12 protein-coding genes are annotated in these 13,949 nt (G+C 42.9%); 4 read left to right on the top strand and 8 right to left on the bottom strand.

The features are described from left to right. The first annotated feature begins 26 nt into the window (after positions 1-26). Entirely contained in the window at positions 27-1,376 is a 1,350-nt protein-coding gene (locus AC1RRY_RS15880) for a DUF3748 domain-containing protein (RefSeq protein ID WP_492822841.1), read from the top strand. Here AC1RRY_RS15880 and AC1RRY_RS15875 read toward each other — a convergent pair. From AC1RRY_RS15875 to AC1RRY_RS15860, 4 genes are all read right to left on the bottom strand, one after another. Beyond that, the gene (locus AC1RRY_RS15875; RefSeq protein ID WP_492822843.1) at positions 1,360-3,822 is read right to left on the bottom strand and encodes an AsmA family protein; all 2,463 of its coding nucleotides are present in this window, start codon (positions 3,820-3,822) and stop codon (positions 1,360-1,362) included. The two genes, AC1RRY_RS15880 and AC1RRY_RS15875, sit on opposite strands and share 17 nt — an antisense overlap. Positions 3,823-4,047: 225 nt before the next feature. After that, the gene (locus tag AC1RRY_RS15870) at positions 4,048-5,058 is read right to left on the bottom strand and encodes an LLM class flavin-dependent oxidoreductase (protein ID WP_492822845.1); all 1,011 of its coding nucleotides are present in this window, start codon (positions 5,056-5,058) and stop codon (positions 4,048-4,050) included. A 153-nt stretch (positions 5,059-5,211) separates the two neighbouring features. Continuing rightward, positions 5,212-6,177, bottom strand: a complete 966-nt coding sequence (locus tag AC1RRY_RS15865; protein ID WP_492822847.1) for a dihydrodipicolinate synthase family protein — start codon at positions 6,175-6,177, stop codon at positions 5,212-5,214. Between the two features lie 32 nt (positions 6,178-6,209). Continuing rightward, the gene (locus AC1RRY_RS15860) at positions 6,210-7,763 is read right to left on the bottom strand and encodes a sodium:solute symporter family protein (RefSeq protein ID WP_492822849.1); all 1,554 of its coding nucleotides are present in this window, start codon (positions 7,761-7,763) and stop codon (positions 6,210-6,212) included. Positions 7,764-7,968: 205 nt separating this feature from the next. On the opposite strand from AC1RRY_RS15860, the gene AC1RRY_RS15855 reads away from it, so the two are divergent. Further along, positions 7,969-8,850: an AraC family transcriptional regulator gene (locus AC1RRY_RS15855; RefSeq protein ID WP_492822851.1), complete on the top strand. Its 882-nt coding sequence runs from the start codon at positions 7,969-7,971 to the stop codon at positions 8,848-8,850. 100 nt (positions 8,851-8,950) lie between these two features. Here the strand turns inward: AC1RRY_RS15855 and AC1RRY_RS15850 are convergent, their stop codons facing one another. Together AC1RRY_RS15850 and argS are read right to left on the bottom strand one after the other, a co-directional pair. Continuing rightward, positions 8,951-9,559 (bottom strand): glutathione peroxidase, encoded by a 609-nt coding sequence (locus AC1RRY_RS15850; protein WP_492822853.1) that lies wholly within the window; start codon positions 9,557-9,559, stop codon positions 8,951-8,953. 34 nt (positions 9,560-9,593) lie between these two features. After that, positions 9,594-11,369 carry an arginine--tRNA ligase gene (argS, locus tag AC1RRY_RS15845; protein ID WP_492856627.1) on the bottom strand — a complete coding sequence of 592 codons (1,776 nt, stop codon included), beginning with the start codon at positions 11,367-11,369 and terminating at the stop codon, positions 9,594-9,596. 289 nt (positions 11,370-11,658) lie between these two features. Here argS and AC1RRY_RS15840 point away from each other — a divergent pair, with 289 nt between their 5' ends. Continuing rightward, the gene (locus tag AC1RRY_RS15840) at positions 11,659-12,354 is read left to right on the top strand and encodes an RDD family protein (RefSeq protein ID WP_492822857.1); all 696 of its coding nucleotides are present in this window, start codon (positions 11,659-11,661) and stop codon (positions 12,352-12,354) included. Between the two features lie 46 nt (positions 12,355-12,400). Beyond that, positions 12,401-12,820, top strand: a complete 420-nt coding sequence (locus AC1RRY_RS15835) for a DUF4348 domain-containing protein (RefSeq protein WP_492822859.1) — start codon at positions 12,401-12,403, stop codon at positions 12,818-12,820. Between the two features lie 29 nt (positions 12,821-12,849). On the opposite strand, the gene AC1RRY_RS15830 is transcribed toward AC1RRY_RS15835, so the two are convergent. Further along, complete coding sequence (locus tag AC1RRY_RS15830; protein WP_492822861.1) at positions 12,850-13,446, bottom strand: hypothetical protein; 597 nt, start codon at positions 13,444-13,446, stop codon at positions 12,850-12,852. Continuing rightward, positions 13,433-13,942, bottom strand: coding sequence for an RNA polymerase sigma factor (locus AC1RRY_RS15825; protein ID WP_492822863.1), 510 nt, complete (start codon positions 13,940-13,942; stop codon positions 13,433-13,435). Before AC1RRY_RS15825 ends, AC1RRY_RS15830 begins: the two co-directional genes overlap by 14 nt. Between the last annotated feature and the right edge of the window lie 7 nt (positions 13,943-13,949).

Below are 13,949 nucleotides of genomic sequence, written 5' to 3'. Positions count from 1 at the left end.
CGGACAAAACGTTAACAACAAACCCAATGAAATATTTACTTTTAACCTTTATTGTATCACTATCAGCTTGCACAACTATGGAGTATCTGGACGAGAAGCAAATTACCAATGACCCGGCGTATCATCACGATTTAGACAACAATGATAATTTCTCGCCCGATAACCAATGGTTGGTCTATGATACACGAACCGATGAAGGTGGCATTGCGGCTTCTGCAAGCATTGAAAAAGTAAATATTTCAACGGGTGAAAAACAGATTGTCTACCAACTACCTAATAATCAGGCATGGGGCCCCGGAGCAGGAGCTGTCAGCTACTCTCCTGTTGAAAACGCCGTGGTTTTTATTCATGGCCTGATGAGCGTTACAGAAGCCAATCCGTATCAGCAATGGCGCCGTACTGGTGTTATTATTGATGAAACCCAGCCCGGCAAACACATCTTTATGGACGCCCGCGATACCTCAGCGCCATACACCAAAGGAGCGCTACGCGGGGGTACCCACCGCCATGAATGGAGCGGCGACGGCCAATGGATTGGTTACACTTACAACGATGCCATCATGAAGGCATTGGAAGATTCAACAGGTAAGAAACACAATCTGCGTACCATTGGTGTTTCCAAAAGAATTGGTGCGGTTTCTGTAGAAAAAGATACGAAGGGCGAAAATGTAGCCGGTGAGTGGTTCAGTGCATTGGTCGTAAAAGTAACACCGGAGCCCAAAGCAGGTTCCGACGAAATAAGCCATGCGGCCGGTGACAGCTGGGTAGGTACGCACGGTTATCAGAAACCTGATGGCACTAAACAAATAGCCCGGGCTTTTATAGGTTCAGTGACCGATAAAAACGGAAAGAAAGTAGATGAGGTATTCATTGTGGATATTCCTGATAACATCACCGAAGAAGGAGAATCAGGCTCATTGGCCGGAACCGACACTGCCATGCCTATGCCGCCTAAAGGTACCGTTCAAAGAAGACTTACTTTTACAGCCAACACCTCCCAAGCCGGTTGTGTGGGTATTGTCCGTAGTTCACCTGATGGCCAATCGCTTGCCTTTTTGGCCAAAGATGCCAAAGGTATTCTTCAACTATTCACCATTGATCCATACGGCAAAAACCTGACACAACTTACACAACATGATACCCCAGTTGAAGGTTATGTACGCTGGCACCCTTCGGGCAACAGCCTTTACTATGTTTGTAATGGCAGTATTGTACAATGCAGCACCGGCAATGAAGCGTTTGAAAAACGATGCAAATTGCTAAGCAAACCTACGGTTCCGTCACCAACCAATCTGGTTATTTCGCACGACGGCAAATACATCGCTTTTAATCGCTTAATCGGAGCAAGCAAACAAATATTTATCGGAAAGCTCTGAAAGGGCTCCTTCTGGCTCTCTTTTTGAAAACCATCTTGATATTTACTTTGCCGTTTTCATCAATAGCCTTTAAGTAGATATTAGAGCCAGCGTCAGGGTCATATTCCTGAAACTGATAGGTAGAATCGCGCTTACGAAGATTACTGAAAGGAATCTGAATATTAAGATCGGTTTTGTTTCCGAGACTATAAATACCATCCAGAAAGAAGGTAAGCACATTACTTTCAATCTGCATTTTCTTCACTTCAACTTCCTGTCCGTTGATGGCAAACTCGTGCACAATTGGTGCAAATTGAACGTGTTCCAGTTGGCGCTTTCTGAATATCAACCTTTTTATTTTCAGGAAAGGATCAAAGTCTATAATCTCAGCTTCTCTCAAATCAACAGAAAGCGTTCCTTTTACCGAGTTTTCAACCAGCGATGCATCTTTTTTCAGCAGCGCATTAAACTTGAAAGCACTTGTCAGTTTACCTTGCAGGTTTCTATCGGTAATGGTATATTGTCCGAAATTATTAAAGGAAGAAAAAACCGACTTTACGTCCGTATTAGTCACCTTCGCATTTACATTCAATTGTATCGGTTTGTTGTTGGCACGCAGTTGATTGATGTCACCCGTAATAATGAAAGTACCTCCGAAGGCATTCATCGAAAAACTATGCAGTTTTATTTTGTCTGCGCTTAGTGTCATTTTGCCTTTCAGGTTCCGCGCTGTCAGGCGATTATATCTGAAACGGTCGGCCTCCAGGCTTGCATCCACTTCAATATTATCAATGGCTTTATCCAACAATTCCGACAAGGTAAATTTCGGGTCTCTGGCTCTTTTAGGTCTCGAGCTATCCAGGTTCAGCAATACTTTCAACCAGTTAAGCTGCCAGTCGGGTACTTTAATACTTACACGAGCTTTTAGCGGTGCATTTTCCATATACAAGTACGGAACCAACCCTACAATATCTCCATTGATATACAGGTGGTTCTGCCCGTCAAACAGATGAATATTCGGTATCCTTACCTCTTCACCCGTAAATGCCACATCGCCCCTGATCTGCTCAATGGTTACTTTCTGCGGCAGGTAGGTAACTGCCATATCCTGCAACGATACGCTGCCATACAGCAATCCGTTTATCTTCCTGGTGGTTTTGTTGAACAACGTTCTGATATCACCCTTATAGGTTATTTTCATCTGGGCTTTTCCTTTCTTAACCAGATATCGGTCGGGGTCAAGCAATCCGTTTAATGAGGCCGGGTCTGCATCCAGCGTACATTCAAGTTCTGCAAGGGCTTTGTCGAGGTTATGTACCACCAGTTTACCCTCTATCGGAATAGTCTCAAACAAGCCTTTAATGTTATTGCCTGTAATTCTTGTATTTTCATCACCTGTCGGCAGGCTGTCATCGGCATGATTGGAAAATGTTCCCTGTGTACTCAGGTCTCTTAGCATGCCCACCTTGAGCTGATATTGGAAGGAACGCGCATCAAAATTGATATCTATCTTCGATTTCTTCTCTCCCAGTTTACCTCTCAGATGTACATCTGCTGTTACAACAGGATCAATTTTAATCTTTGTTAATATATTGTATAAATGGGTATTAAGTAATTTCTTCGCATCACTCAATCTGATTTTGTTGGTGGTAAAGTCGAGCTGAATGGTCCGTGCACTTTCGCTAAAATCAAACAGACCCGAAATCCTGATTTTATCTTTAGTAGCGGTTTCAATTTCAGAGGGCTTCACTACCAGTTTCTTCTCTTTCTGATGGTATGCTACCGACAGCTTCAATCCTACATCCTGATTAGTCAGAAAGCCTCCCTTGTCCTGATTAAAAACCAGCCCTTTAAAATAAGCATCACCTCTTGCGTCCACGTTCCATGCATCCTTCTCAAATTCTACTTTGTTTACAAAATCATGAAAATCAACTGCGAACGACTTCTCTTGCAGTGAGTCAATATATTGAACCTTAAAATCTTTAAACGAGATTTCTTCGAGATGCTCTAACCCCTGAGTATCCTGAGTGGAGTTTGATTTTGTTTTTTCTTTGGAGGGCGAAGAGAAAACAGACAGATTGGTAGAACCGTCTTTACGTCTGAACACGTTCAGTTCACCGTTAGTAAGTTTCAGGCTGCGAATCTGCGCTTTGCCTCGCAACAACGCTGTGGTTTCGAGTGTAATACTGATGATGCCGCCATCAATGAGGTGAGTATGGTGCTGGTTGAAATCCTTGTCTCTGAGTTTTACGCCCATCAGCGAGAACGTAAACCCTAACCCATTATTGAAGGGAGTAAACTTAAATTCTCGTATTTCAAGTGTGCCGTTAATCCTTTCGTTGGCTACCGCTTTTAATCTTTCAAAGACTTTATCCTGATTATAATAAACCAAACAGCCCACCCCGCCTAAGAGAAAAACAAGAATACCGGAAATGATTAAAACTACTCGGAAAATTTTAGAAGTCATAATAGGCAATTTTAACACATGTGAATATAATTTTCACAAGCAGAAGCAAAAAGTTATGAAGCCCAATTTACTCAGGAAACTTCAGTTTTAAGGTATAAGTCTCTATTTTTAATAAAATACTAATTCATTACACCTCCTGAACCATCCGCAACAATAAACACTTTTGCCATACTTTACTATAAGACAATCGTGCCAGCACTCTCCCCTACTTTATTGAGGCATTCGTTACCCCCTTGGTTTCAATTCAAAGGCTTCGGCAAGCAATTCAAACGAACGGCGGCGGTTCGGCGCATTATTGGCCATTGTTGATACTATGACTTCATCCACATCAAAATCGTTGGCAAGGGCCGTAAGTTTTTCTTTTACCTCGTCTTTAGTGCCAGATATCACCCGGCCTCTGTTTCTGTGAATACGCTCCTGCTCAGCCAGTGAAAACTGGTATTTTCTGATATACTCTTCATCTCCAAAGTTATCAAACCTGCCCTGTTCAAACTGTACCAGCACATAATCTATAAACTTGCGCATATCTCTGGCTTGTTCCTCGGTTTCGCCACACAAAACAGAAATCGACATCAGGGCGTGAGGTTTAGAAAACTGAGATGAAGGCTCGAAATTTTTCCGGTAGGTTTCTACTATATCCGGTTGAGCAAAGCCATTGATGAAACGGGCCACTGCCAGACCCAAACCAAACTGGGCAGCAATCTTGCTGCTGCCACCACTGGAACTCAATATCCATTGATTGGGAATAGTAGACGCCTGCGGTACTGCCAGCAGCGGGCCATACTTTGTAGCAGCCGTGTCTGTAAAAAACCTTTGCAGGTATTCGAGTTGTTGTAAGTAGCTTTCTTCACTGAAATCATTCGCCGGGTTCAGCAAAGCGGCGGTGATTCTGTCGCCACCAGGAGCTCTGCCTATGCCCAGATCTATACGACCCGGGAAAAGCGTCTCCAGCATCCGGAAGTTCTCCGCTACTTTCAAAGCACTGTGGTTAGGCAGCATAATACCCCCCGACCCTATTCTGATGTGTCTGGTTTCATCGGCCAGTTTTACCATCAGCACTTCGGGCGTTGAACCCGCTATAAATGAAGAGTTGTGATGTTCTGATACCCAGAAACGATTATAACCCAGCTTTTCAGCCAGTTTTACTGTGAAGATAGTTTCTTCTATTGCATCAATGGCAGTTCTACCATGTGTTACTATCGACTGATCAAGTATTCCTAATTTTAATGCAGGCATGTACTGTTTATCTTTTTTCTACTAACACAATTGCGTTTTATTTCGTTACCGCACCGTGGTATAATCTTCACTATACAAAAAGATAGCAACAAAAAAATCTCCGGCAGGTATCCGCCGGAGATTCTGATTATCAAACAATTACTACAAAAAAAACTACACAAGAGACATGCTCGACTGATACACAGGCTTTATCCCCAGTTCTTCGTGCAGGTTATCAATTGTAACCAGCAAATCATCCATTCCTGCTTTCAGTTCATCTGTTAAAGCGTCAACATCGCGTCGGGTATAGGTCGAAATCGGGAAGCCTCGTTTCTGCAAACTATATTTGGCGATAGTCGGATACGCCGAATGCACAATATCCATCGAATCATTAAAAAACTGCTGCACTTTCTCTACCTCAGCCTTGCGTGATTCGTCATTGAAATGCTTACAAATCCATACAATCAATTCGGGGAAAATATTCCCCTGTATACACGATAACCCGGCAGCACCTGCTTTCAGCGATGAAGTAGCATTAACCATATATGCATCATACAAACCAAAGTTATAGCCCTCAGCCACATCTATTCTACGTTTTACTTCAACCTCATCCAGACAGGTATCTTTATGATAAATCAATCGCTTCGACGGCAATAGTTTAGCCAGTATTTCAGCACTAATCAGGCGCTTGTATGGCACCGGGCATTCATAAAAACCCAGCGGTATGCCTGGCGTCAGGCGCATCAGTTCTTTCATCCGTTCTATAAATACCTCGTCCGACTCATCGGCAGTGGCAATCAGGCTGGTAATCACAATGACAGCCTGCACGCCGGTATCATAAATTTTCTTCACGAATTCTGCCTGCTCGGCAATGGTACCGCCTAAAGTACCTGTGGCTACTACCGGAATAATCCCCTCGGCCTGTTTTACAACCTGGCGGGTAACAGCCAGGCGTTCTTCGTCGGTCAGTTCATACATTTCACTCGACAGACAGTTGGCAAACAATCCGGCAGAACCGGCTTTTATGTAATAATCGGTCAGAATTCTGAGTCCTTCATAATCAACTGCGCCCGTATCTGAAAATGGGGTTAACATGACAGGTATAAAACCCTGCGGTAGTGTATTGGTGGAAAAAGACATTATCTTAATTTTTAATCAATATGAGAAGAATTTCATTTTGTTTTCAATTTGCTAATCAGCACGCCCGTCAGGAAGATACTCAGTGTACCTACCACCATAATCATATTCTGATGGAAAGGACTGCGCAAGGCGGCAAACTCGTCAGGTATCTGGCTGGAGAAGGTCATCCAGCAGATAACCAGTATCCCTATTACGGTAGCTATTACAGCCTCGGTGTTTTTGGCTTTTCTGGCAATCATGCCTAAGAGGAACAAGCCCAGCATACCCCCGGCAAAAATTCCGGAGAGCATCCACCAGATATCAAGTACACTTTTTACGCCAATCATGGCCACACCGGTAAACATACCCAGCAACCCGAAAACTGTAGTGGCAATGTAGAGCAGCCTTAATGCTTGTTTGTTAGAAAGGTCTGATTTAATGTATCGCTGGTAGATATCGACCGAGAAAACTGTAGCAGAGGCATTCATACCAGAGCTGATGGTGCTCATAGCTGCCGACATAATAGCTGCAACGATTAGTCCGACCAGACCTGCCGGTATCTTGTTGACCATGAAATGCGGCATTACTTTGTCGCCAATATCAGCCGCCGACAAGGTAGACGCCAATTGGCGGATGGCATCGGCACTGGCACCGGGCAGGCGCTCGGTAGCCACCTGCATGCGCACTTGGTTCAGCAGGTCAGGACTGGCCTGATAATAGGCATACAAACAGGCGCCAATTACGAAAAAGATTAAAGAAACAGGCAGATACAAGTACACGCACAACCAGATAGATCGGGTAGCTTCACGTACAGAAGAAGTGGTATGATACCTCTGTACATAGTTTTGGTCCATGCCGAAGTTATTGAGATTCATGAAGAATCCGTACAACAACACGACCCAGAATGTGGATTGAGTAAAATCGGGAGCAAAGCTACCCAGGCTGAACTTGCCATCTGCCTGTCCTATTTCAATAATGCGACTGACGCCTCCGGGCATGCCCTTGATCACCAGTGCCAATATAATGAGTGCACCCAGGGTTTTTATTACCCCTTGTACTACTTCCGTCCAGATAACGGCTTCCATACCACCCATTACAGTATATATGATAATACATATACCCACAACAATCATTACGCTTTCCATCGGGTAGCCTGTCAGTGCCTGCAGGCTCAGGGCTATACCGAAAAAAATGGAACCCATGCGGGCTAGTTGCGTAAGCAGAAAACAAACAACAGCGTAGGTTCTGGCCCACGATCCGAAGCGGTGCTCCAGATGAGTGTAGGCCGAGACCTCGCCTGTGTTTCGGTAAAAAGGTACAAAGAAACGGGCGGCTACCCATGCCGCTACCGGCATAGATAAACTGAATACGAACGAATTCCAATTGCTGCCGAATGCCTTACCGGGTACTCCCAGAAAAGTATTGCTACTCAAAAAAGTAGCATAAATAGAAAGTCCGATCGCCCAGCCGGGTATCTTACCCGATGCCTTGGTAAACTGATCGGCATTCTTGTTTTTTCTGGAAAAATAAATACCTATTACTATCATTCCGGCCAGATAGCCAAAAATGATGAGCATGTCAACAACAGGGAGTTTTGTAAGATTCATGTGTCAGGTTGAAATATCCAATAGGCCAAATTACTTACTTGACAGTATTATGATAAAAACATACATTGATTTTTACATCTATATCTGTTTTTTATAATCTGGCAAATATTTTATTTAACTTTACAAAGATAAAGTACAAAATAATAAGATTTCTATAGACTATTTCCCAATCATTGTACAATATTATCATAAAGCTTTTCTGGTTATGAAACCTCATTTTCATAAAGTTCCTACCAACACAGAACACTCGTTCAGTATCAGACACGACACCAAACCCAATTTTGGTACTATCTGGCACTATCATCCCGAGCTGGAGCTTCATTACGTAATAAAAGGTGAAGGGGTTCGCTTCATTGGCGATAACGTGAGCAATTTCTCGTCAGGAGAGGTATTACTTCTGGGTGAAAATCTGCCGCACACCTGGCGTTGTAACAAGGAGTATTTTCAGGGAAGTGCAGATTTACAGGTCGAGGCCATTGTGATGCAGTTTATGCCCGATTGCCTGGGGGGCGACTTCCTGAACCTAAGCGAGACATACGGTATCCGGAAATTGTATGAAAAAGCTAAACAGGGGCTTATTATTAAGGGTGAAACCGCCCATAAACTAAAAGCACTATTGCAATCAGCGTTGACAGCCGGGCCTTTGCAACGGCTGGTCGTTCTGCTATCTATATTGGAACTACTCACCGAATCAGACGAAATGGAAATGATAACCGCTGCCAACGCCTTCTATCAATCAAACGAGATTGAAACAGTAAGGCTCAACAGCGTTTGCAGCTATACATTGGCCAATTATGCCAAAGACATCAGACTGGAAGATATCGCTGCCATTGCCAATCTCAGTACTACTTCATTCTGCCGGTATTTCAAGCTCATGACCCACAAAACCTATAATGATTTCCTGACTGAAGTAAGGGTGAGCCACGCCTGCCGCGCTTTGATAGAAAACCGGCACAGTATTGAGATTATCTGCTTCGACAGCGGCTTCAACAACCTGTCTAATTTCTACCGCCACTTCAAAAATGTAAAAGGCACCACGCCATTAGAATATAAAAAACAATATCTGAAGAGTGAAGCCATAGGATGATACCTCAGCTTCGGAAGTCTATGCGCACCTGAAATCGCACTAAACAAATAAAGCCGCACTGCGGTGCGGCTTCACAATACTATCAACTATAGCTATAGAATCAAATTCCTACAGCTTTTTTAAACTCTTCGTTGTCAGGAGTAACCTTTGAAGCAAAGAAATTGGTTAGCTCACCTTTTTCGTTGATTACATATTTACAGAAGTTCCAGCTTGGAGCGGCATCGTTCCAGCCGTTCTGATCTTTGTGGCTCAACCATTGGTATAATGGATGTTGGTCGTCGCCTACCACGCTTATTTTCTCTAACATCTGGAAAGTAACACCATAGTTTTTCTCACAGAAAGCGGCGATTTCGTCACTTGAACCCGGCTCCTGTGACTTGAAGTTATTAGCAGGGATACCTATCACCACAATTTTGTCGCCATATTTTTTATGAAACGCCTGCCAGTCGGCATATTGTGGAGTATAGCCGCATTTAGAAGCTACATTCAGCACTACTACTTTTTTGCCTTTGTACCGGCTGAAATCTACGGTCTGTTTGCCGTCAAGCGATTTCAGAGAGTAATCATAAAACGAACCTTTCGGTAATGCCGGTTCAGGGCGGCTCAAGCTCAGCTCTTTATTAGAAAAAATGTGCTTGATGGTACGGAAACCCATGGCTCCAACAATGGTGACAAGGGCTAATGTTGCTAAAATGATGGTCTTTTTCATTTTAATATATTGGTTTGATTGAAAGTTTCAGGTATTACATTCTGTTTGGTACTTCTATGCCTAATAACGCAGTTACTTTACGAATCGTTTCTGAAACTGCTTTTATTAATGCCAGTCTGAACTGCTGCTTGTCGGCATCGGTTTCGTTCATGATAGAAATGCCCGCATAGAAGTGGTTAAAGGTCTTCGCCAGCTCATAAGCGTATCCTGCAATTACCGACGGCGAATACTCGTTACCCGCTTTTCTAAGCACATCCGGGTATTCGTTCAGCACAAAAATCAGGTCCGATTCTGCCTTTTCTATGCCCGCATTTTTCACCTGATTGTTTACCACAATTCCCTGTGAAGCGGCCTTGCGTAGAATAGAGCAGATACGCGCATGGGTATACTGAATAAACGGCCCTGTGTTACCCTGAAAATCAATCGATTCTGCAGGGTTAAACAACATTTTTTTCTTTGGCTCTACTTTCAGCAGGAAGTACTTCAAGGCGCCAAGGGCAATCATACTGAAAAGCGCATCGGCCTCTTCTTTGCTGAAATCATCAATTTTGCCACGCTCACGCGTAGTTACCTCAGCGGTTTCAATCATTTCGGCCACTAAATCGTCGGCATCAACCACTGTACCCTCACGCGATTTCATTTTGCCTGAGGGTAAATCAACCATTCCGTAGCTTAGGTGATAACAACCATCTGCATAACTCCGGCCGAGTTTTTTCATAATGGCAAACAGCACCTGAAAATGGTAGTCCTGTTCATTGCCCACTACCCATATCGACTTATCGTTGCTATAGTCCTGAAATTTCAGATCTGTAGTACCTAAATCTTGTGTAATATATACAGAAGTACCATCAGCACGAAGCACCAGTTTTTCGTCGAGACCTTCCTCTTTTAAATCAATCCATACGCTGCCATTTTCTTTTTTGAAGAAAACCCCTCTCGCCAGTCCATCTTCTACTATATCTTTACCTAACAGATAAGTATTTGACTCATAATAAGTTTTATCGAACGACACCCCGATTTTGTTGTAGGTTTCGTTGAAGCCTGCAAAAACCCAGTCGTTCATTTTGCGCCACAGGGCTATAGTTTCTTCGTCGCCCTGTTCCCATTTAATGAGCATTTCCTGCACGGCTTTTATGGCCGGTGCGTTTTTCTTGGCTTCTTCTTCGCTCATGCCCTGTTGCATCAGGGTTTCTATTTCACTTTTATAATGCTTATCAAAAATAACATAATATTTACCGGCCAGGTGGTCACCTTTCAATCCAGACGATCCCGGAGTTTCTCCATTGCCAAATTGCTGATACGCCCACATCGACTTACATATATGCACGCCGCGGTCGTTCACCAGGCAGGTCTTCACCACATTGTAGCCGTTGGCCTCCAGAATTTTTGAGACAGAATACCCCAGAAAATTGTTTCTCAAATGACCCAGGTGCAAAGGTTTGTTGGTGTTGGGAGAAGAATATTCCACCATTACCGACTGATCATTTTTGGGTAGTAAGCCGAAGTTTTCATCAGCCAGTATGCCGTTCAGTATATCAAACCAAACCTGATCGGCTAACACCAGGTTCAGGAATCCCTGTACTACATTATAGCTTTTAATATAGGTTGTGTTGGTTTTGAGGTATTCTCCTATTGCATTGGCAATATCAGCAGGGCTTTTGCGCAGTTGTTTTACCAGCGGAAAAACCACATAGGTATAGCTTCCTTCAAAGTCACTTTTAGTGGGTTGCAGAGCCACGTCTTCTTCTACCTGAAATAATGCAGATAATGCCTGCCCGATAGCAGATTTTAATGATGATTCAATATTCATAGATCGTACTTGAGTGATTCAATCATACGGCATTGCCGTGCGATTCGGAATCGCAAAAGTATGATTTTTTTGATAGAAATTCAGGTAAAATTGCAGGAAATGGTTTTCATTTGAAGAAATTAGGTTTTAACAATACGGGTACTGACCGGGCAATGCCCGGTCGTTAGGAAGAAAGACTCCTTTCTGTTTCCAATTAAATTATTAACTTCCGGCTATTCTATTAATAACCGAATTCAATTATATTTGGCTATAAAGCCTTTTGGCTAGTGAACAAGGTATCCATCAGTTTATGAAACAAAAGAGAATCTACGCTTTTCTGATTGACCTGCTGATTATCTCAGTGCCTGTTATGCTGGTGATGTTGGCGGGAGTATTCTTGCTTAAATCAGGTTTTCTACCTGTTTTTTACTCGGCGTCAGGTCTGGGGATATTGCTGCTGCTGATAAAGGACATAGGCGGGCGTAGCCCCGGCAAATATTTTATGGGTCTGCAGATTGCTGTCAACTCGAATAGAATAGTACTTGTATTGCGGAACCTATCGCTGATTTTATTGCCGATAGAGGTACTTGTTTTTCTGGTTAATGACGAACGCATAGGCGATTGGCTGTTTAAAACCAAAGTGATGGTTGACGAGCAGAGTACTTTTCAACAGGGTGTTGGGCTTATAGCCGGTGTGTTTATTGCATTATTGATTGTGTATTTGTCAGCACGGAATCTGGCGGGGTTTTATATAAAGCAGAAGCAGGAATATATAATCACAGAGGCATTTGTATATGGCAGTAAGGCTATTCAGGCTCAGACCGGAGAGGTAATAAAACTAAGCGAAGTGCCACGATATACAATCAGTAAGAATCATGGGCAAACCAAAGTGAGGATTGAAACCAAAGTATATGGCAAGAAAGAAAATACAGACCTGATTATCCACCTGATAAAAAAAGACGGCGGACAATGGGAGGTAGTAAGTTTTGAGTATGATAAGAAGTAGTTTATTTAAATGAATATTGATACACTAACAATCAGGAATTGACCGTATGAAATTGCTTGCCTTTTTGATGGCCGTGAATCTGTATCTGCTGCAAGGATATTACCCGCAACAAGCAGATACCACAAAAAAGTTAGAAGACAAAGAAGAAAATTTCGACAAGTTTTTTAAGAATTTCTGTCAGAGCACTAAATTTCAGATGGAGCGCATTAAGTTTCCGCTCAGAATTGTGGTGGTAGACGAGGAAACCCGTACTGAAAAACTGATTCAACAGAACGAATGGCGACACACGAATCTGCTGAAACTGAAAAGAGAACACTCAAAAAACACGCTCGAAACAATAGATAAAGGTGATGAGGCAAGAGATGTAATCTTTACCAGACAAGACACAGGCGAGGTAGTACACCATCTGTTTTCAAGAATTGATAACCAATGGTTTCTGGTTAGTATTATTGACGAGTCTGAGTAGGGTCACCAATAAGGCGACCCCTGTTTGTCTCACCCTTCCAGTTCCCTCAATAACTCTTCTGCCTGTTGCAGGGTTTTGCTGTAATAATTCAACACCATTCTTGAGAAACCGTACATAAAAATATAACCCAAAGCAATTGCTGCCGCCCAGAAATACTTGTTGTCGTTCAGGCTGCGGCCACCCGTAAATTTGGGCATCAGTAATAGCACAAACCCCATCAATACATACGCCGCAATTACGCTCAACTGCTGGAATCGGATAAACTGAAGTTTTTGACGGGCAAAGGTTCTCAGTGTTTCGGCATAAGGGCGGCTCACATCGCCAACCGAATTGATTCTCCTCAGCAATACAAGGCTAACGATCGGCAGCACAATCAGCATCAGAGCAGTGATAATTCCTATACCCTGAAAAAACGGAGTAGTCAGTTTGTTAAAATTTACGGCCATATAAATTACGGCCCCGAAGGCAAACACTGTTCCTAATGCCTCATGATAGATTACTTTTTTTAAGCGCGATTTGAATCTGGTCTGTATCATTTTTTCTATATTTTGTTGGTTTAAAGAATATTCCTTCCCGGATAGATTGCTGGCTTCCTGCCATATATTTTTTAAATCATCGAGTTCCATTTTCTTGTGCGTTTAAGTGTTGTTCCCTTAGTTTCTCTTTTATCCGCTGCATTTTTGTTCCTACATTGCTTTCACCAATACCCACTATCTCGGCAATTTCCTGATAGCTCTTGTTGTCGAGATACAGCATCACAATAGCTTTGTCGAGCAGGTTAAGTGTTTCAATCTGTTTTCTGAATATCTCCCATTTTTGCTCACTAAGGCTGTTATCTTCGTCTGCATAGTTCAGCATTTGCTCTTCTATCGGCACGGTCGAAACCCTCCTTTTAGATACTTTAAGCTGATAGATTCCTACATTTAGCGCTACGCGGTACATCCAGGTGCTGAGGGCTGACTGCCGATTGAAGCTGTCGAAAGATTTCCAGAGCTGATAAATGATTTCCTGAACCATGTCAGCCTTGTCGTCAGCATTATCCGTATAGACAGAGGCAATTTTGAAAATCAGGCCTTCATTCTCTTTTATTGCTTTGATGAATATCAGTTTCTTATCGGTCAATGCTTTC

This window comes from Emticicia sp. GW821-FHT11C11, assembly GCF_058808615.1.
The sequence above is the reverse complement of the archived record's forward strand: the minus strand, read 5'-3'. Positions and strand labels throughout refer to the sequence as shown.

Coding starts and splice junctions, on each gene's coding strand:
- AC1RRY_RS15860 (WP_492822849.1), bottom strand. CDS start 7,763: ATGAATCTTACAAAACTCCCTGTTGTTGACATGCTCATCATTTTTGGC.
- AC1RRY_RS15875 (WP_492822843.1), bottom strand. CDS start 3,822: ATGACTTCTAAAATTTTCCGAGTAGTTTTAATCATTTCCGGTATTCTT.
- AC1RRY_RS15835 (WP_492822859.1), top strand. CDS start 12,401: ATGAAATTGCTTGCCTTTTTGATGGCCGTGAATCTGTATCTGCTGCAA.
- AC1RRY_RS15880 (WP_492822841.1), top strand. CDS start 27: ATGAAATATTTACTTTTAACCTTTATTGTATCACTATCAGCTTGCACA.
- AC1RRY_RS15840 (WP_492822857.1), top strand. CDS start 11,659: ATGAAACAAAAGAGAATCTACGCTTTTCTGATTGACCTGCTGATTATC.
- AC1RRY_RS15870 (WP_492822845.1), bottom strand. CDS start 5,058: ATGCCTGCATTAAAATTAGGAATACTTGATCAGTCGATAGTAACACAT.
- AC1RRY_RS15830 (WP_492822861.1), bottom strand. CDS start 13,446: ATGGAACTCGATGATTTAAAAAATATATGGCAGGAAGCCAGCAATCTA.
- AC1RRY_RS15865 (WP_492822847.1), bottom strand. CDS start 6,177: ATGTCTTTTTCCACCAATACACTACCGCAGGGTTTTATACCTGTCATG.
- AC1RRY_RS15850 (WP_492822853.1), bottom strand. CDS start 9,559: ATGAAAAAGACCATCATTTTAGCAACATTAGCCCTTGTCACCATTGTT.
- argS (WP_492856627.1), bottom strand. CDS start 11,369: ATGAATATTGAATCATCATTAAAATCTGCTATCGGGCAGGCATTATCT.
- AC1RRY_RS15855 (WP_492822851.1), top strand. CDS start 7,969: ATGAAACCTCATTTTCATAAAGTTCCTACCAACACAGAACACTCGTTC.